The sequence below is a fragment of the Microcoleus sp. LEGE 07076 genome, assembly GCF_015207455.1.
Classification (GTDB): Bacteria; Cyanobacteriota; Cyanobacteriia; order Cyanobacteriales; family Microcoleaceae; genus Microcoleus.
Window position 1 is genome coordinate 14,858 of sequence record NZ_JADEWV010000012.1, and the last position, 19,153, is coordinate 34,010.

Here is a 19,153-nt window from a genome sequence, read left to right on the forward strand (position 1 = left end):
TTCTTTGTAGGTTTCTCGCTGTCAAACCCAATATTGCCGATCGGAAACCCGATTTAAGAGCATAATTTCTCTATTTAACTATTTAACTCTAAACTATTATCGGGCGATCGCATCTTGGCGCAGTCCTGACAAATCAAAACTTCCGCAAAAAACCCCCGCGCTTTAGCTGACAGGGGTTTTAAAGACCGATTACATATTTTTGCCATTCTTTGTGCATACCGCTCTTAACGTGTTTAGTCACTTCAAAATAAAGACCGCTGTGAGGCTTCCTCGGCGGATAGCGCAGCAGCATTCCCGATTCTTTCGGGGTGCGGCTGCCTTTATTCACGTTGCAGCGCATACAAGCCGTGACGAGGTTTTCCCAACTGTCGCCTCCTCCGCGCGATCGAGGAATCACGTGATCGAGCGTCAAATCGTCCCCGCTATAACCGCAGTATTGACAAGAGTGCGCGTCCCGGTGCAAGATGTTCCGGCGGGTGAGCGGAATATCCTTATAAGGAACTCGGACGTAATGCCGCAGTCGGATCACAGTTGGTAGCGGGAAGTTTGGCGCAATAAATTTCCCGTTGTGTTCTACCTGTTCTGCTTTTCCTTTCAGCAACAAAACTACCGCCCTTCGCCAATTGGTGATGTTGAGCGGTTCGTAGGAGGCGTTGAGCACCAAAACATTGCCCATTGTTGATTATTAAAGAGAAGATTTTTACTGATGCTAACACAGATTGCAGCTTAGGGGGGGGCGGGCTCGGTCTTGGCAAGACTCAACAAAAAACAGTGAAAAACCGCGCCTTTACCCTATAGCTTCGCGCTTTCGCCCTTTGTGGCTGCACCTATTTTTTGCCCTCGGTGTCGGCGAGCTTTTTTCCGGGAGTTTTGGCCTATACCAGACGAGTATGTGCGATCGGCAAAAATTTGCAGAATAAATTTGATTTTTTTCCCTAAATGCCTAATCTTCCCGGCAACAAACACTATAACTTTTTACAGTATTAGTAACCATCAATGAAAAAGCTTATTACTGCTCATGAAATTTCGGCTCCTCAAGTCAGTTTTTAGCGCGTCAATTATTGCCCTGGCTGCTCCGATTTTAGCAAACAGTCCCGCCTTTGCCCAAAGCCCATCATTCTTCTGCGGTGCTGCAGGCGGGCGGCCAGCCACAATTGCTGTGCAACAAGGCAAAAATATTCCCGTTATTCTGTGGATAGCCGATAACTATTTCAATGAATCAGGAGAAGACGCAATTACTCGCTGCACCCGAGTCTCGGGAATTCTCAACAACTCGCAACCCCAAGGAAGCTGGGACAATATTGTCACAGCAGGTGCATCCCCCAGCGGTCAACTAATTATTTGTGCAGCTAATTCTCAAGACGGTTCCTGTAGATTATTATATCAAGTACCAAGAGGACAAAATCCCGAACAAGCCCGACAAGAACTCCTCAGAAGAGTCAAAAATCCTAATGTAAGTGTTTCGCCTGTCAAAGTAAATTGATAGTCATTAGTCATTAGCTCGTTACCAGGCTCTGCCTGGTAATCCAGGTGCGGAGGCTCTGCCTTCTTAGTAATATGGGTTCGTAGTGCCTTATTTATTACGATATATCGACATTGCCGTGTCTGTATTCTTAATAATTTGATTACTTGCAAATATTTGAAATCCTTCTCAAATACTCGGGTTGAGTGCCAAGAAAATCGCAGCTTTGCTTCAACAATTCTTCCAACCCTTCAACCTGCCTCAGCCAGACAGTGCCATTGCTTCCAGCTACAGCAATTTGCTTTCCATCTCGACTCCAACCGACACTAACAACATTCTCCTCAAACTCAAATTGAGCAACCTGCCGCCCCGCTAAATTCCACAGTCGCACAGTCTTGTCAATTCCCACAGTAGCCAGCCTTTCTCCGTCGGGACTAAAACTGATTGATTTCGCATCTAAATGCAAGGTTTGAAATTCACTAACTAATTCTTTTTCTGACAGATTCCACAACCCAATTTTGCCGTTCAATGTTACTGTAGCAAAGCGATACTGCTGTGGATAGGGACTGAAGCTGATACCAATTGCCTGCATCGGCAGTGTTTTTTCGAGTTGTCCAGACAAATTCCAAATTCGTACTGTAGATTTGCCGTCTAAAGTCGTTACAAAATCTCCATTGGGGCTAAAATTAACGCTCCTGACTAAACCGTTGTGACCGGAAAGTTTCACGCTAGATAATGTTACTTTTTGCAGTTTTGACAGCGGCAAAATTGCTGCATTGCTGTCTATTCCTGCCGCAGCTAAAAATTTTAAGTCCGGACTAAAACTGATGCTGGTAACTGAGCCTTCAATTGCTTTAAAACTAGAAATATTTTTTCCTGATAATTTCCACAATTTAACTGTTTTGTCCTGTCCTGCCGTTGCTAAAAACTTGCCGTCCGGGCTAAAGCTTACCATATTAACTGACTTCTGAAAAGTTTTCCATTCAGCAATTTTCTGTCCTGAAAAGTTCCAAATCCGAACTGTACTGTCTACGCCTGCGGTTGCTAAGATTTGTCTGTCAGGGCTAAAATTGACGCTGGTAACTGCACCTGCATGAGCTTTCCAATTAATTTTTCTGTGCGGGAGCAATGATATTTTTATTTGCTGTTTATTGTTGATTTTGTCGAGAATTATTTGTAATGCTAATAGCGGTCTAGTTGCCGGATATTGTTCTAAATGCTGCTTATTTTTGACCAATATTTTTAATTTTTCTCCCGAGGCGATCGCCCTGAGTAAAGCTTCTGATAAAGCTTGGCTATTTTCGGTTTTTTGAGATACCGCCAATAGCAAAGCATCGCTGCCGTTTTGTTCGATTTCAATACTTGCTTGTGCCAGTTTGAAGCGCTGGTAAGCGAGAGTTGAAAAGCCGATCGCCCCAACTAACGATGCTGCCAGTACCGCCGAACCGATGCCGATCCACTGTTGCGCTTTTTGCTTGGCTGCATCAGCTTCAATCAAAGCTGTTTCGGCATCGCGCGCCGCTTTTTTTGTTTCTAGCGTAGCTGCAAGCAGCAGTTGATTTTGGTCGCTCAAAATCATTTTTTGGCTGGCTGTCAAAAACTGGAAATCTTCGTTTCTCAAACTTTTGTCTGTCGCCCAAACTAATGCTGACTGCAAATCGTCATCGCGCAACAGTTGGGAATCGTCTTCACAGTTTGAATTCAGCCAAGCTTTGATAGCTGCTGAGTAAGGCGAGAGTTTTTCGATTTTTTGGGCGATTAAGTTTTTGTTAAATACAGCTTGATAAATTGGATTAGAAATTGTTAAGTTTTCCCGGCGCTTGACGATTAATCCGGTTAATCGCAATTCCATTTGTTCGGCACTACCGTCGGGAACAATTTCAACTTGCTGCAAAATTTGCTGGTACAATCCGAGTCTTCTGATAATGCGTCGGTTTTCTTTGAAAAGCCGATCGCGAATTGTGGACAAATGTTCGGGCACATCCTGAGATTCCCAATTCTCCACAATCTTCAACCGCACTACTTTCTCCACCCACTCTTGAGGATTATTGACTCGCTGCGGTAAATCCGGGATTAATTCGGCATTTTCAAGCAGAAGTTTGCACAGCTTTTGAGTCAGAAAAGGTTGCCCGCCCGTCCAATACAAAACTTCTTTCAAAACTTCCGCAGATTGGTCTGTCAGCTCTGCTAACCCGGCTGCTAGGGGTTGGGCTTCTGTTTCGTCAAAACCAGTTAATTCGATCGCCCTGCCGATATTAAAAGGGGTGTTGCTGCCCAGATTTTTGTCGCGGCACAAATCCGTCGGCGATGCTACGCCTAACAGAGCCCACGTCAGGCGATCGAATTCTGGATTGTTGGCGCGCTTGTTGTAGCACGATCGAATTAACGCCAAAAAATCATCGGCGGGAAAATCCAAGGCGAGAATGCTGTCGATTTCGTCAATAAAAATGACAATATTGCCGGAAATGTTGGCTAGCAGTACAGTTTCGATGAATTCGCTCAATCTTTGCACCGGAGTTAAAAAATTGCGATCGCGCCACCAACTCCGCACGTTAACAACATCCGACAGGTTAAAGTTATTTTCCAGAATGCGGAGCAACCCAGCATACCACTGTTCTGGAGTCACGCTACGGTTGCCAATTTCCGAAATGTCGATCGCAGCACAAGCAATTCCTTCATCTCTGAGTCGCTGAATTGTCCGCACTTGCAAGCTAGATTTTCCCATTTGTCGGGAATTCAAAACATAGCAAAATTCCCCTGCTTTCAAGCCGTTATAAAAATCGTCATCTGCTTGCCGCTTCACATAATTGGGCGCGTTATTGGTGAGACTGCCGCCGACTTGATAGTAACTGGATTTTGTGGTAAAATTCATATGACTTATTCGGCGGTTGAAACCGCTACTATACAAACAAAGTCCGCCTGCGCGGACTCAAGAATTCAAGTAAAATTTTGTCTGATATATTTTACCATAATATAAGATGAAAACTGATTGGATTGGATATCATCAAGAAAAAGACAAGTTAAGAACGGAAATTTGGTCTTTGCTGAAGCAGCAAGCCGCATCTGTTGGCGATTCATTTGGTCATATTCCCAATTTTGTTGGTGCACAGGTGGCGGCCGAAAAATTGGCAGATTTACCAATTTGGCAACAGGCAAAAACGATTAAGTGCAATCCAGATTCGCCACAAATTCCGGTACGGATGCGGGCTTTGCAAGACGGAAAATGCCTGTATATGGCAGTACCGCGCTTGACAGACGATCGCTGTTTTGTTGAGTTGACTGCTGGGGATTTACAGAGACAAAGTGTATCTATTGCTGAAGGTGCGATTGCCCGCAAAGCACTCGCTTGCGGCAAATTGGTAAGTTTTGCAGAAATGGAACCAATTGATTTAGTAATAGTCGGCTGCGTAGCGGCGGGGCGCAGCGGCGGAAGAACCGGAAAAGGTGCAGGATTTGCGGATTTGGAATTGGCAATGTTGACAGAATTCGGATTAGTAGAAATCGACACGCCGATTGTGACAACTGTGCATCCTTTGCAAATAGTCGAAGATTCGCGATTGCCAATGCAGGCTCACGATTGGCCGTTGGATTGGATTGTGACTGCTGACGAGGTAATTGAGACTAATACAAGTTATCCGCGTCCAACTGGGTTAAACTGGGATAGTTTGCGATCGGAACAGTTGGCACAAATTCCGATTTTGCGAAAGTTACAAGCGCAATTAACCAAATAGCAAATAGCTTTCCATCAAAATTAAGGCAAAATAGCATCTACATCGATCGCCCCAATTTCTTTTCCTTCAATAATAATCGGTACAACAGCCGATCGCCCGTAAATCAACATTTGCCCGTAATCCGGTTGTTCGGAATCTCCCAAAGGTCGATCGTACACCTCAACCAGTCCTTCCACAAGATTCACAATCCAATAAATCGCAATTCCGGCGCGGGCATAAATCAGTTTTTTTACAGTTCGATCGCGCCCAAGCGTTGTATCAGATACTTCAATGACTATAGCAACATCTTCAGCGCCCGGATGGCGATCGATATACTGTCGCGTATCCCCTCGGACAACAACTATATCCGGTTCTGGTTCGCTATTTTGCAGCGTAATTGGTTCTTGGGAATCAACATACCATCCGGGAGGTAAAATATTCTCTAAAGCTGTTCTGACAAGGCGAGTTGCTACTCGATGCGGTGGATTTTTGGGCATTTTGAAAACAAGCCATCCCTCCAGCAGTTCTACTGGGTCGTCATCCGCCAAAATGCCAGCTTGAATCATAGCATGATACTGCTTGACGCTCAAGCGCAAAATCAAATCGTTCGGGATTGCTGCGACACTTTCAACAGGCGACATAACTGTATGGGCTAGTTGATTATTGTCTTATTTTACTGTTTATTTAACGAACCGCAAAGGCGCGAAGGACGCAAAGTAAGAAAGAAGAAGAAGAGGAAGAAGGTAATTTCATAATACATCTACTTTGTGGTGAACACGCGCCATGTAATGAAAGCAGTAAAACCTAGATAACCAAACACGGCTATCCAGTCTAGCCAATTATCGGAAGTTATCAAAAAAATATCGTTCACGACCACCGTTCACCTGATTATTAATTACAGAAATTATACCAAATCCAGGTTAGTTATCCCCATCTCTCTCTCTTCTGGAGACTCTGCGTACTCTGCGTCCTCTGCGGTTAAATCATTCCGATGGAACCGCTATTGAGATGACGGGCTTTTTGGGGAAATTATATTAAGTTTTTTTCAGACTTGCCGTATGCTTCCTCAAGAAATCTAACAGTGCTTCCGCCTGTGGGGATGGCTGTAAACTGGCGTAAGAATAGCGATACAAACCTCTGCAAATCAGAGATAACCGCGTTGGGAAATCAAGGACTGATGGGATATCGACAATCGCATCATCAACTGGTGGAATATCCCCTCGCTGACAATATACGGCATAGCTAATTCGAGGCGATTTAGCCCGACTGCTGCTGCGGCTTCCCCAGTGAAAAACGTATTGATCCCAGCACGATAGAGTACCAGCTTGTGTAGGTAAAGCCCGGATATCTTCCAAGGCAAATTTAGTAGCTTTTGTCTGGAGATTTTTGATAGCTTCCGCATACTCTGGATCGCGGTTTGCCGGAATCATGTACATACATGAATTGAGGGGATTGGCCTCAGTAATTGTCACCCAGAGAGTAAGCACTGTCGGCATACCGTTGGAGTCTATAGTATTTTCGTACTCGGCGTCGCGGTGAGGCTCAAATCCTTTGCCGCTGTCAGAAGTTTCTATGTAATAAACCCAAAAATTTGGAACTAGCTTGTAGCCGTTTCCCAAAATTCCTGTCAAGGTTGAGTTAAAGTAACCAAATGCTTGATAGAAGACATCGTAGACGAGGGCAAACATTGTCGGAAACCCAGCTTTTCGGACATTTTCTATACAGTCGCGCATCTGGTGAATAGTAGCAGCAGGTATGACGCTAGGTGTTTGGAAATAGCCTTCTTCTCGCAGTTGCAGCCTGTACTCGTCAAGTTCTGCTTTTGGGATTCCCCCAAATTCTGAAAAGCCTTCAAATGGTCGATCGGAAATAGTTGAATTGGGGTTGAGCTCGCGCCAGTAGTTAATATCTTCTGCTTGTGGCAGAAGTGGAATTAATTTATCTAAGTCAAGAGACTTTCTCAGAGTGACGGTTTCTTCAGTCATCGATCCTATTTTACGTTGATACTGCACAGGGGAAAGGGCGATCGCTTTTTTGCGATATTTGTCCCGATCTTTCCCCTACTGCTGATTGTACGTCATTAAGGAGCTAAAATATCAAATTAATTAACTCCCCAATTAGTTTTAAAATATTGGCGGTACAGTTCGCACCTCGGCACGCACTCGTTTCCCTGCAATCTCACTAACCCCAAACTATCTAATTTAAACGCCTGCATCGCCTTTAATTGCACCGGAGAATCCGCCGCCACAATCTCTCTCATCCCCTGCGCCAACTCTGGATATTCTTCTAAATTCCACAACTGCCGGCGCAAATGGTCGCTATAAATTCCCGCATCGCTGGCAGCAGTTTCTTTTAATTCATCAAGGGTCAAATCCGATCGCGAAATGTGATATAATGCAACTCGCACTAAATACGGATGACCGCCAACAATTGCCATCAACTCCCCAACTTCTGCATCCGACCAATTTAAATTGTGGCGCGCTGCTAAATCTTGGATTTGCTGCGGGTTGAATTCCGGCAACTCTACGGGCAGCCCGACGTTGAAAGGCGATTGATTGATGTTCATCGGAATGTAAACTTCGGTGGAATGAACTACAATTAATCGCAGTTTTTTCCAGATGTCGCGCCGCTTCGATTCTTCGTGCCACGCCCGCAGCAATCCCAAAAAGTCTTCGGCAATATCGGGATATTGGAAAACGCGATCGATCTCATCCAATCCTAAAATTAAAGGACTGTCGATTTGCGGCAAGATGTATTTTTCAAAGTAATCTTTGCAGTTGACTTTGCTGCCAAAAATCTCGTCCCAATAATCGTCTAATTGATTGGCTAAGTGCAACTCGCGCCCCACATAAGCGCAAAACCACTTTAAGAATTTATCTAAGTTGGCAAATATGCCTTTATCAACTAACTGAAAAGTTAGCGGCACGGTGCAATAACCTTGACTGACTCCGTGATGCAAAATTCTTGCCATCAAGGATGTTTTGCCCATTTGTCTCGGTGCTTTGATTCTAATTAAGGCGCTGGGTTGCAAAATAGTTTGATAGCAGCGTTCTTCAATGGGTTGGCGTTCTACATAAAATTGAGAGGCGACATCGACTTGTCCACCCGGTAATTCCGGTTCGGCGACGGGTTGGGGTATTTCGTCGCTGCTAATTTCTAATACTTGGTTTTCGGTTAAATCTTCCGGTTCTTCTGTGAATAATGCGGGTGTTTCGGCTAGCAAATCCAGCACTTCTTCGATCAGAATTGGAGTGTCGGCTGTTGTTTGCCATTCCCTCTGTTTGATGCGGTACAGATAGCCCCGCAAGTCGTGGTTGAGAGGCGCGTTTAGCGGGAAACCGACGCGGATGGGGAGAATTCCTGGTTTTTTGTCGGGGCGAGAGTCTTGCAGTTCTTTTGCTTGCTGAACTTGATATGTTAGCAGTTCGCTTTGGCTGACCGTTGGTGGCAATAGCAACAGCAAATAATCGCATTCTTTGAGGAAGAAGTTAATGCGCTCGAACCAATTATCTCCCAATTTAATGTTATTTTCGGCTGTGAAGACTGTATGACCGATCGCACTTAAGGCCGTTTCCAACTGTTTTCCTAACTCGCGATCGGGTTCGGCGCTGCGATAACTGACAAATACTTTAACACTTCTGCTGCTGCTGGCGGTTTCCCCGGCAACGGGTAAATTGTCCGACTCGCCAACATCTTCGGCATCGTCTAGTTTAGCCGATCGGTGATCGCCAGCAGCCAGAGCCAGATCGAAAGCCGCGAACAACTGTCGCAGCTTGCTGAGATCCGCACCTTCTCTACCCTGCTTAATTTTGCTGACTGTATCGATACCGACACCAGATTCAGCCTCGATTTCCGTCAGAGTACCTCTAATGTTAAGTCTGTCAGACCATTCTTGGAGCGCCTCGTTAAGTTTTTTTAAGCCGGACACTGTGAGAATGCGGCCGCGAGATCGTTTTGACTTGAGCACTTCGCTTGCACTGAAAGGGGAACGAATTTAGAAAGTTTAACGTCTTAAGTCCCTATTTTAGGCGATTTTGAGGCAGATAGTCACCTAACCGGAATTTAAGGAATTTTAGTGCGGCAGGGTTTTTGGGCGATCGACTCCTCAAACTCTGTCCTGATAACGGCTTCAACCGTTGAATATATTTGAAAACCAGAAACTTTTCTTAACTCCCCAATCTCCCCCGCCCGGAATCACTTAATTTTTTAGAGTAGATACATCAAAACCCAAGGGTGCCGCAGAAACAAACTGTCTGATTCGCGTCAAATATTAACTCTGACACACCCTACACTCGCAGAATCCATCGAGCCAAAAAGGAGCATCGTCACAATGAGTAAAATCTTACACAGACTGGGAATGGCAGCTTTAGGAACCGCAGCAATTTTCACAATTAATACACTTAATAATTTAACAGAAGCATCAGCCGCTGGTAAATTCGATCAACCAGAAACTCATCAAAACAACGTTTTCCCACTTGCTATACCCGCTTTTTTGCATAAATAAGGAAATTTATTGATTTAATTAAGGAGAAATTATGAAATCTACACTTTGTTCGCCGCAACCTACCGCTACACACTCTGACTTGGTTGATGCTGAGGCGATCGATGCCTGCACTGCATTAGCCTGGGTTGAATTGATAGCGTTAGATGACAGCGCTCTCACGGGGGATGATTGGCTGGTTCTGTGCGATGATATAGATAGCGGGGAAATCTACCGCGGCTGGTTTCTCTGGCACGATCGCGAAGTTAGCGGTAATTGGGAAGCTTACGACCATTTGAGCGATCGCCGATTTGTCGCGAAAAGCAAAATTTTTGCCGAAAGTGCGATCGACTCCATCGAAGATGCGAGAAATCTGGCGATCGCACAACTAGAATTTGTACTCTAAAACAAATACAATTCGCGCCGAGGAAACAACAATTCTGCGAATACAATTTCCGGCTGAATGAACTTTCAGATGGATGCGAGATGAGAATAAACAGGTTTAATAGAACCGGATGCGCTCTAATTCCAGGAAACCGAATATTCTTAAAGAAAATAATAAAAAATACGGGTGCGGGCAAGACTTAACTGTATGATGCTAGGTGGTTCGCCTCGAAAGCGGTTGAGAACAATGTTCCAACCGCTTTCTCGTTGCAGCCGTTCAACTCTTACTCCTCACACAATGACTTTAAAACTGCGATGGCTGTTGCCGACTTTAATTAGTGTTTTGTCGATCGCCCTACCGGCAAAAGCTGATACACTAACATCCTGGCACTTCGACACCCGCCAAAATCAACTGAATTTAACCACAGATTCTGGAGTTCAGCCGGAAGTTAAATTAATCGCCAATCCCACCCGCTTAGTAATTGATTTACCGGGAATAGTCTTGGAATATCCCGAAACTCCTCAAAGCTACAACTCAGCTATTCAACAAATTAGAATCGGGCAATTCGATCGCGAAACTACCAGATTAGTGATACAATTAACTCCAGGCTATCAGCTAGACCCGCAAAAAGTCCGAGTTATTAGAGAATCTGCAACCCGCTGGTCGTTTCAGTTGCCCAATCCAGAGCAAATCTCCGGTAACGAGTCTTTTCCACCAACAGCTATTACCCAGGTAGAACAAAAACCACGTCAAGTTTCGCCTACTGTTGCTTCAGGAATTGAGAGAAACTATGCTGCTGATTTGGAGATGCGAACGGGTTTGGAAATGAGCGCAATTAAGCCTCAGATTGAAAGTGCGATCGCCCAATACAGCTCCCTGAGTGCCGGAATGTTTTTTCTGGATTTAGATACAGGAGAATATTTGGATATCAAGGGCGATCGAGTATTTCCGGCGGCGAGTACCATCAAACTGCCAATCCTAATTGCATTTTATCAAGATGTAGACGCAGGCAAAGTTAGCTTGGACGAAACATTAGTTATGAAGTCGGACTTAGTGGCCAGCGGTTCTGGAACCATGCAGGACGAACCAGATAACACTCGGTTTAGCATCAGAGAAACCGTAGATAAAATGATTACGATCAGCGATAATACAGCCACCAACATGATTATCGAACGTTTGGGAGGAATCGCTAAACTCAACGAACGTTTTCGTACTTGGGGATTAACTGATACGAAAATTCGCAACTGGTTAGGCGATTTTCAAGGAACAAATACCACCAGTTCTGTGGATATGGTAAAGTTGCTATCTATGTTATCTCGCGAGAAATTAGTTTCGGAATCGAGTCGAGAACAGGCTTTAGAATTATTGCGGCGTACTACAACGAGAACATTGTTGCCTTCTGGTTTAGGGGCGGGAGCCGTGATTGCCGACAAAACTGGAGATATCGGTTTTGTGGTGGGCGATGCGGGGATTATTGATATGCCTAACGGCAAGCGTTATTTAGCAGCAATTTTTGTAAAACGTCCTTACAATGACCCAATTGTCAGAGATTTTGTGCGTCGAATTTCGCGGATTGTTTATAATTATTTAGATCAGCCTTCGGCGAAAGTATCGAATTAAATCATTTCCTCTTCCTCTCATTCCCAGGCTCGGCCTGGGAATGAATACCAAGAGGCTCTGACTTCAGTAAGGTGAGATTCTGTTGTATGTGAAGTCATTACTTGGTAGCAACAGGCATCAAATACTTCGCATGAATTTCGACCTCTGTCACCAAAAAATTACTAAAACTTTCATGGCTTTTAATGAAATCAATTTGGTTAGTTTCTTCGCAATAAGAGTAAATCGGGGGATCTGCGCCTTCTGATAATCTAAAAAAGCTGAATTGATAGCCCTGGTGCATCAAGAAAATAAAGGCATCATCTGCTAAGGATTCAGGAAAGTTATTTTCATTTAATAACTCAACAGCCCACTCCTGAAGTTGAGGTAAATGATTCAAGAAACAGTCCGAACCCCGCAAGAATTTACCAGCACTACGCCCCATAGATAACAGAAATTCTTGATAGGCGAGGGGCAGAGAAATCCCCAACTGTTGCTGGATAGCCATTACCTCATCGGGGGTACAGCCTACAAGTTCATCTTGCCTTATGAGTTTTAGTTCTATCAGTTGTTTTTTAACTCGATCTAAGTACATAGCTACTACATCCTTTAAGTAATACCTCCGGGGCGCCCCGGAGTGTGTTGGCGATGGGAGCAATTCTTGGGAGGATTGCTCTTACAGATTTCCGAACCCTATTCAGCAACGCCAACCTTGAGATATCCCCACTTTAAAAATCTGGCTGTGCGTAGATTTTGCTGAGTTTACATTGTATGGTTTACCGTCAGTCTGATATTGGGAAACAGCCTACGAAATTGCTCGATTGCGTAACAACAGGAATCGCAGGGTTCTCTTTCCGTCCATAGATTTACGTTACCTTGAATCCAGAAGTGTTTGAACATATCTCAATGCCACTTCCTCAAGAAGTTTGTATTCGCTGTCATAGCCTCGTGAATGTCCGGGTGGGACTTCAAAAGTCTTAAATAATGGCTCGTCTGGTAAACCAACTGTGCCGGGACGAGTCGAACGACCGCTGACGGCTATCAATTCGTCACTATCATTCCCAATCTGAAAGTCTGCAACAGCAATGTTTTTGTAGGCTGACACTCCTAGCTCTTCCCGTATTATATCGATACGAGTTATCCGTTCTTGCATTTTTTTAAAATAGAGATAATTATATGGGGTAAAACTTTTCAGTAGCCCCATTCTATTGTAGCAAAGTCATCTGGGAAAAAAACTTAAACTAGCAGAATACTTCACCCTAAAAATTAGGTTATCCTCTGGTTTCTAGCCTCTACCTCCGGTAAAATGAGACTCGAAGCAGCGAAGCAGAGCCTCAAGATATGCGTTACTTTCGCAGAGTCTAGTAACAAGAGTAATACCATTACGCGACGAAAGAGCAATCCCCAACTCTGGGATTGCTCTCTCGTCGCGCAATTACAAATTAGATGATTTAAGGACAAATGACTGCGGACAAACTACTATTCTGGGCGCTCGACAGTTACAGTCAAATGAGCGACAACTGCCCCAACTGCGCCAAGTGCAGCAGCAATTGGAAAGACTACACTCCCTGCAACACCGCCTACCAATCCCGCCATCAGCGGAATGTCTGCCAAAGTCCGCCCTTGCGAGTTTTTGATGACGAGGCGGCGGAGTTTTCCTTGCTGAATTAGTTCTTTGACTTTACCAATTAAACTGTCGGCGCTAATCTTAAATTCTTCTACTCTGACTTTTTCTTCGGTTGCAAATTCTGAGGCGAATAAAGGTGTTTCAACCGTTGGGTTTGCTGAATCGGCTGCGGCTGCTGTTTCGTCTTGCATGATTGTTACTTGTTGTTCTAGTTGTGAGTTCATTTTGTGTAGGGCGGGCGAACACCAGCCGTTTAATTTCTATACTTCTATCTTGTACGATCGCACTTCGCACCGACAGGCAAGAAAACCCTACAATCTGCATTCGTATTTTCCGCACCCGCCTTTTTACTCAAAACATTATTTCTGTTGACAGTTGACAGTTGGCAGTTGGCAGTTGACAGTTGACCAATTACGAATGACTAATCACTAATTACCAATTACCAATTACCAATGACTAATGACCAATGACTAATGACTAATGACTAATGACCAATGACTACTGACTAACTTATTTGTGTCGAATTAGTTCGTAAATTTCCACATAGTCTTTAGCTGGATATTTCCACGAATTATCGCAATTCATACCTTGAATCATCAGCTTTTCAAATTCATCGTGATAGTCATACCACAATCCGATCGCCCGATCGAGCGCCGACTCTAAAGCGCAGTAATCGCTTTGGTAAAACACGTAACCGTTGCGCTCTTCGGGGGGGTGGCTGGTGCCGTAATCGCGATCGAACACCGTATTCACCAAACCGCCCACACCCCGCACCACAGGAACAGTACCGTACCTCAACCCGATCATCTGAGTCAGCCCGCAGGGTTCGTAATTGCTCGGCACCACAATCAGATCCGCACCCGCGTAAATTAAGTGCGAAAGTTCCTCATTAAAACCAAGTTCCAAATGGCAGTCGGGATTGTCATTTAAAAACCATTTCTCGTGCTGGAAATGTGCGTTAATTCCCGCTTCCGTCGCCGAACCCAAAAGCACGAATTGCGCTCCTTTACTCAGAGAGTAATAAATTGCGTGGTGGACGAGGTGAACGCCTTTTTGGTCGTCCAAACGACCGATAAAGGTAATCAGAGGCTTGTCAGCATCGCGCAATAACAGCCGATCGCGCAAAGCTTTTTTAGTTTTGGCTTTTCCTGCCAAATCCTTCGCAGTGTAGTGCTGCGGAATATAGCGATCGCTCTCGGCATTCCACACGTCATAATCAATGCCGTTGAGCACCCCGCGAAACTTATCTTGATACAAATGCAAAGTGTGGCCCAAACCGTAGCCGAACTCGCCCACATGAGCTTCCCAAGCGTGGTGCGGCGAAACCGTCGTCACAAAGTTTGAGTAGACAATGCCACCTTTCATAAAGTTGATGGCAAAAGGGTTAAAATTATCTCGCAGGCGATCGTACTGAAAATAATAATCATCTCGATTCAAACCCGTTGCCCGCAAAACCTCGCTACCGCCCATACCTTGATGTTTGAAATTGTGAATGGTATAGCAGACTCGCTGATTTTCCATCCAATTGTACTTGTAAACTTCAAACAGCATGACTGGAATCAAGCCAGTTTGCCAATCGTGACAGTGAATCACATCCGGGCGCTTGTTGCTTCTGAGCAAAAATTCCAAAGCAGCTTTGCTGAAAAATGCAAACCGCATATTGTCATCGTTGCAACCGTAATAACAGCCCCGGTTGAAAAAATAGTCTTGCGATCGAGGTTCAATGAAAAAACACAACACCCCGTGCACCCAGCCGCAGTAGACATCGCAAAGGATTTCGCCGCCGTACCAAGGCACCGCCAGATCCCGATAGGCCTCGTGCAGCCCCCAAATGTGGTCGTACCTCATGCAGTCGTACTTGGGCAGAATAATCTCGACGGAGTGGCCGGAATTCTGCAATTCCCGACTCAAACCGTAAACTACGTCACCCAAACCCCCTGCTTTGATGACGGGGGCGCACTCCGAGGCAATTTGTACGATGTACATTTTTTTTACTCGCTCCTAGATGAATCAAAAAAATATTTTCTTAACTTGACAAAGTATATGATTTCTCGGCAGATCAGCAAGTCGGCCATTGGGCATAAAAGGGCGATATTCATTCCCAGCAGCCGAATTTGAGTCGGTTGCGGGCGGCCATATCGTTTCGGCATTGCAGTAGTTCGATCGCAAATTCCGCAAAACATCAATCATTTTCTCGCATTTGTCAACTCAATTTTTTGAGTCAAATCGCCATTTATCTCGTCTTCCAGTAGCGATCGAATAACTCACTCAAAGCTTGTTCACCAGCAATCTCTCCATTACTGACAAACTTCTCTACCTCCGGCGAACCATCACTCAAAAATTCAAATTCCCACCGTTCCCCAGGTACAGCCACAATCACCATCACAGATTCATCGCGGTGATGCGCCAAACAGTAACCGTCGCCTGTTTTTCCAGATTTTGAAAAAATTGAATTAATTTGTCAAATCCATTACCTTTTATCTATCAAATCTCCGATTGCTCAACAAGTTGCGAACCATCCTAAAACCCGGGATATTTTCTTCACTACCCCTTTCAATTTGCTCCCATATTATTTCGCTAAATTCTTCTCAACTTGGCGAAGTTACCGGAAGTTGCGCTTGTTTTATACTACCTTTTTTACTTTTAAGAATCTCAGACACTTTCATGACTGCCAATTTGTGTGCGATGTTTCTTCCTCCTTATCTTACCTAAATTTACTCAAATAAACGCTCTGATAAAAAACTCCCTGTAAGTATTTGAAACCCTGCAACGAATAAAACTCTTTTAGGCTCTTGCACCCAAAAGTGCGTATCGGTAATTAATAAACTTATCTTTGGCAGGCATATTCTGCTAAGATTAAATTTTACAGCTATTATAGCAATAGCAGACAGTACAGATCCACAATTACTGAGGAAAGTCTTATGCCTGCGATCGCCCAATCTCCCAACCTACCCGTTTTAAACGAAATCAACTCAGGATTGCCCAACATTTGCGGTTCCGAAGCAGAAATCAGTGCTGCTACGAACAGCAACGAACCAGTCTTTTTACCTAACACAAATCTGCGCCTCGAAAACATTCAAGCCGGATTTGCCTGCGCCCTGCATATGCACCAACCCACAATTCCAGCCGGTGCAAACGGCGAACTAATCTGCAATCTGCAGAATATGTTTGAAAATCCAAACCAAGGAGACAATCACAACGCCGGAGTCTTTGCTTGGTGCTATTCCCGCATGGGCGAATTCATTCCCCAACTAATTGCCGAAGGCTGCAACCCGCGAATTATGCTCGACTATTCGGGCAATTTATTGTGGGGATTGCGCCAAATGGGACGCGATGATGTCTTCGACAATCTCAAGCGCATTACCTGCGATCCACAATACCAACCTCACGTAGAATGGCTGGGGACAATGTGGAGTCACGCCGTCATTCCCTCAACCCCCATTCCCGACATCAAACTCCAAATACAAGCGTGGCAACATCATTTTGCAGCCATTTTTGGCATAGATGCCCTGAAGCGCGTCAAAGGTTTTTCGCCCCCAGAAATGCACTTTCCCAATCACCCAGACACCCTTTACGAATACATCAAAGCTTTGAAAGAATGCGGCTACCGCTGGCTGATGGTGCAGGAACATTCTGTAGAAAATCTCGACGGTTCGGGATTGTCTCAAGACCAAAAATACATTCCCAACCGTTTGCAAGCCCGCAATTCTCGCGGCGAAACCATCAGCATTACAGCTTTGATTAAAACCCAAGGTTCCGATACAAAGTTGGTCGGACAAATGCAGCCGTATTACGAAGCAAAAGGACGCAACAAACAGCAAATTGGCAGTGTCACAGTTCCTTCTTTAGTCACTCAAATTGCCGACGGCGAAAATGGCGGCGTGATGATGAATGAATTTCCCAGCGCCTTTATGAAAGCTTGGCACGAAAACCGCGAACAAGGCGGCGGAAAATCCGGTGTTGTCGGTTTAAACGGCACTGAATATTTGGAGATAATTGAGGCCGCGGGTGTTAATCCTGATGATTATCCGATTTGTCAGGGAATCAACCAGCACAAAATTTGGCAGTTAGTCGATCCAGATACTGCGACGCCGGAAAAGGTCGAAAGTGCGATCGTCCAACTCAAGCAAACAGACCACAATTTTCACATGGACGGTGCCTCTTGGACTAACGATTTGAGTTGGGTGAAAGGCTACGAAAATGTCTTGGAACCGATGAATCTACTCAGCGCTGCATTTCACCAAAAGTACGATCGGCTGTTGCAGCAAGATGCCGCCGTTACCAAGCAGTTTGAATACCAACAAGCTTTGCTTTACAACCTGTTGGTGCAAACAAGTTGTTTCCGCTATTGGGGACAGGGAACTTGGACTGATTATGCGCGGGAACTTTACAACCGCGGCGCTGCTTTAATGAAGTAGGAAAAGTTCGCAGTTGCGGTGTGGCGAAAAACCCGCAACTGCGAAGTTTACCAAATTTTACCAACCAATAATTCCAGTACAGCCAAATTTGATATTAACCCTACATTCGCTGAGATTGTCTAGCATTTTACGTAGACCTCGATTCCGCACCCTCAAATTTAGCCTACAGCATTAAGAGCATTGCAGAATTTACGCAAAGCCCCTGCACAAGCGCGTTTTGTAAATAGTAGCAAAATATTAATTTAGGTTGTTGTCTGTTCTTTTTTCTAATCGCTGATTAGAAATCGCTAAATTATGTGTCTAATTGCAAGGTTTTGTTAACTTACTTTAAGCCTAATTTTTGATATACATAACATAAGATTTTTAATAAATATTTTATGATAGTTGTTTTTATAATACTTGTAAATCAATTTATTACTGTTTAAGCTTGTGGCATCGCGGTCAATCTCTTCATTCATCGATCGGGGGTAAAAAAGAGATTATGAATTACTGGAAATCACAGTAGGGTCAACAGCATTACAACAGGAGGAACTTTGTTAGCCCTGGCTATACTGCCTGTAATTAAAATACTCAAAGACCGTCCAAGCCAAGAATAATCAAGTCAGGATTGAGGTTGTTGTCTGTCTGTCAACTCATTAATCAGGAAATGAAAGGCATCGTTATGAACTACTTGCAAACACGCCGTGGCGAAAAACATTACTGCAATAAATTTCACTGTCCTCAGCCTCAAAAGCTTACTGGCAATCAGTTTTGTATTAGTTGCGATCGCACAGTTGGGTCTCATCGCACGATTGAACTGAAGTCAGAGTTTGTGCAAGCGACCCAGAAAGAACTTGCTATTCAAGAACGCTTACCTCCTCGTCCAAAGCTGAATTTAACTTACGGTTATCTACCCACCAGACGGCAGAGTATGCCAGACAATTGTTGGTCCTCATCTACCCGTACTTGGCCGACTCCTGCGCCGAAGAAGAATGATTGTGAACCTGTGTTGGGATATTACAAGTAGAAGTATCCGCTCAATAAATCGGGGTAACAGCAAAAAAAGAAGGTTCACAATCTAGGCACAGCATGGTAGAATATGATTCATGACACAAGAATCATCTCCTCAAAAATTAGTAGAAACCTTACTGCAAAGCATTGATCCATCTGACATTGCAGACGAATCATTGCGTCGTACTGTGTCCATATTGCTGAACCTCATAGAACAATTATAAGCAGAAACCAAAGAATTACGGTCAGAAAATCAAAGATTAAAAGACGAAAATAATCGGCCCAAAGGAGAACAGGGCAAACCAGAGGTTAAAGCTAATGGGCCGAAAAAGTCAAAAGAAAACTACTCATCCGAGAAACAGCGAAAAACACCAAAAAAACATATTAAAAGTAGTAAAAATGCTCTGGTCAAAGTTGACAGAGAAAAAATCATCGAGTATCCCCAGGCAGAACTACCATTCGATTCAGAATTCAAGGGTTATGAA

At 44.3% G+C, this 19,153-nt stretch carries 18 protein-coding genes; 7 read left to right on the plus strand and 11 right to left on the minus strand.

Translation table 11 applies throughout. The features are described from left to right. Positions 1–178: 178 nt before the first annotated feature. On the minus strand, positions 179–676 hold the full coding sequence (locus tag IQ270_RS03465; protein WP_193971868.1) for an HNH endonuclease: 498 nt from the start codon (positions 674–676) through the stop codon (positions 179–181). Positions 677–1,018: 342 nt separating this feature from the next. Here IQ270_RS03465 and IQ270_RS03470 point away from each other — a divergent pair, with 342 nt between their 5' ends. Further along, positions 1,019–1,483, plus strand: coding sequence for a COP23 domain-containing protein (locus tag IQ270_RS03470; RefSeq protein WP_193971869.1), 465 nt, complete (start codon positions 1,019–1,021; stop codon positions 1,481–1,483). Between the two features lie 142 nt (positions 1,484–1,625). Here IQ270_RS03470 and IQ270_RS03475 read toward each other — a convergent pair whose 3' ends face one another. Then, positions 1,626–4,334, minus strand: coding sequence for an AAA-like domain-containing protein (locus tag IQ270_RS03475; RefSeq protein ID WP_193971870.1), 2,709 nt, complete (start codon positions 4,332–4,334; stop codon positions 1,626–1,628). 106 nt (positions 4,335–4,440) lie between these two features. Here IQ270_RS03475 and IQ270_RS03480 point away from each other — a divergent pair, with 106 nt between their 5' ends. Continuing rightward, positions 4,441–5,193, plus strand: coding sequence for a 5-formyltetrahydrofolate cyclo-ligase (locus tag IQ270_RS03480; RefSeq protein ID WP_193971871.1), 753 nt, complete (start codon positions 4,441–4,443; stop codon positions 5,191–5,193). 20 nt (positions 5,194–5,213) lie between these two features. Here the strand turns inward: IQ270_RS03480 and IQ270_RS03485 are convergent, their stop codons facing one another. The 3 genes from IQ270_RS03485 to IQ270_RS03495 all read right to left on the minus strand — a co-directional run bounded on the left by IQ270_RS03485 (position 5,214) and on the right by IQ270_RS03495 (position 9,139). Then, the gene (locus tag IQ270_RS03485; protein WP_193971872.1) at positions 5,214–5,813 is read right to left on the minus strand and encodes a Uma2 family endonuclease; all 600 of its coding nucleotides are present in this window, start codon (positions 5,811–5,813) and stop codon (positions 5,214–5,216) included. A 393-nt stretch (positions 5,814–6,206) separates the two neighbouring features. Then, the gene (locus IQ270_RS03490; RefSeq protein WP_193971873.1) at positions 6,207–7,157 is read right to left on the minus strand and encodes a phytanoyl-CoA dioxygenase family protein; all 951 of its coding nucleotides are present in this window, start codon (positions 7,155–7,157) and stop codon (positions 6,207–6,209) included. Between the two features lie 116 nt (positions 7,158–7,273). Continuing rightward, the gene (locus IQ270_RS03495; RefSeq protein WP_193971874.1) at positions 7,274–9,139 is read right to left on the minus strand and encodes an AAA-like domain-containing protein; all 1,866 of its coding nucleotides are present in this window, start codon (positions 9,137–9,139) and stop codon (positions 7,274–7,276) included. A gap of 390 nt (positions 9,140–9,529) precedes the next feature. Between IQ270_RS03495 and IQ270_RS03500 the strand changes: the two genes are divergently transcribed. The 3 genes from IQ270_RS03500 (at position 9,530) to IQ270_RS03510 (ending at position 11,657) form a co-directional block, all read left to right on the plus strand. Continuing rightward, positions 9,530–9,676 carry a hypothetical protein gene (locus IQ270_RS03500; RefSeq protein WP_228056046.1) on the plus strand — a complete coding sequence of 49 codons (147 nt, stop codon included), beginning with the start codon at positions 9,530–9,532 and terminating at the stop codon, positions 9,674–9,676. A gap of 31 nt (positions 9,677–9,707) precedes the next feature. Continuing rightward, the gene (locus IQ270_RS03505) at positions 9,708–10,058 is read left to right on the plus strand and encodes a hypothetical protein (protein ID WP_193971876.1); all 351 of its coding nucleotides are present in this window, start codon (positions 9,708–9,710) and stop codon (positions 10,056–10,058) included. 276 nt (positions 10,059–10,334) lie between these two features. Continuing rightward, positions 10,335–11,657: a serine hydrolase gene (locus IQ270_RS03510; RefSeq protein WP_193971877.1), complete on the plus strand. Its 1,323-nt coding sequence runs from the start codon at positions 10,335–10,337 to the stop codon at positions 11,655–11,657. A gap of 97 nt (positions 11,658–11,754) precedes the next feature. Here IQ270_RS03510 and IQ270_RS03515 read toward each other — a convergent pair whose 3' ends face one another. The 6 genes from IQ270_RS03515 to IQ270_RS03540 form a co-directional block, all read right to left on the minus strand. Further along, positions 11,755–12,228 carry an SMI1/KNR4 family protein gene (locus IQ270_RS03515; RefSeq protein ID WP_193971878.1) on the minus strand — a complete coding sequence of 158 codons (474 nt, stop codon included), beginning with the start codon at positions 12,226–12,228 and terminating at the stop codon, positions 11,755–11,757. 167 nt (positions 12,229–12,395) lie between these two features. Continuing rightward, a complete protein-coding gene (locus IQ270_RS32195) occupies positions 12,396–12,533 on the minus strand; it encodes a deaminase domain-containing protein (RefSeq protein ID WP_193971879.1) in 138 nt (45 codons plus the stop codon). Next, complete coding sequence (locus IQ270_RS03525; protein WP_193971898.1) at positions 12,505–12,837, minus strand: hypothetical protein; 333 nt, start codon at positions 12,835–12,837, stop codon at positions 12,505–12,507. Before IQ270_RS03525 ends, IQ270_RS32195 begins: the two co-directional genes overlap by 29 nt. 275 nt (positions 12,838–13,112) lie before the next feature. Continuing rightward, positions 13,113–13,484 (minus strand): DUF4342 domain-containing protein, encoded by a 372-nt coding sequence (locus IQ270_RS03530; protein WP_193971880.1) that lies wholly within the window; start codon positions 13,482–13,484, stop codon positions 13,113–13,115. A gap of 286 nt (positions 13,485–13,770) precedes the next feature. Next, positions 13,771–15,246 carry a glycogen synthase GlgA gene (glgA, locus tag IQ270_RS03535; RefSeq protein WP_193971881.1) on the minus strand — a complete coding sequence of 492 codons (1,476 nt, stop codon included), beginning with the start codon at positions 15,244–15,246 and terminating at the stop codon, positions 13,771–13,773. A 247-nt stretch (positions 15,247–15,493) separates the two neighbouring features. Beyond that, positions 15,494–15,670, minus strand: a complete 177-nt coding sequence (locus tag IQ270_RS03540) for a hypothetical protein (protein WP_228056047.1) — start codon at positions 15,668–15,670, stop codon at positions 15,494–15,496. 511 nt (positions 15,671–16,181) lie between these two features. Between IQ270_RS03540 and IQ270_RS03545 the strand changes: the two genes are divergently transcribed. Next, complete coding sequence (locus tag IQ270_RS03545) at positions 16,182–17,678, plus strand: glycosyl hydrolase family 57 (RefSeq protein WP_193971882.1); 1,497 nt, start codon at positions 16,182–16,184, stop codon at positions 17,676–17,678. A gap of 661 nt (positions 17,679–18,339) precedes the next feature. Beyond that, positions 18,340–18,684 (plus strand): hypothetical protein, encoded by a 345-nt coding sequence (locus IQ270_RS03550; RefSeq protein ID WP_228056048.1) that lies wholly within the window; start codon positions 18,340–18,342, stop codon positions 18,682–18,684. The last annotated feature ends 469 nt before the right edge of the window (positions 18,685–19,153 follow it).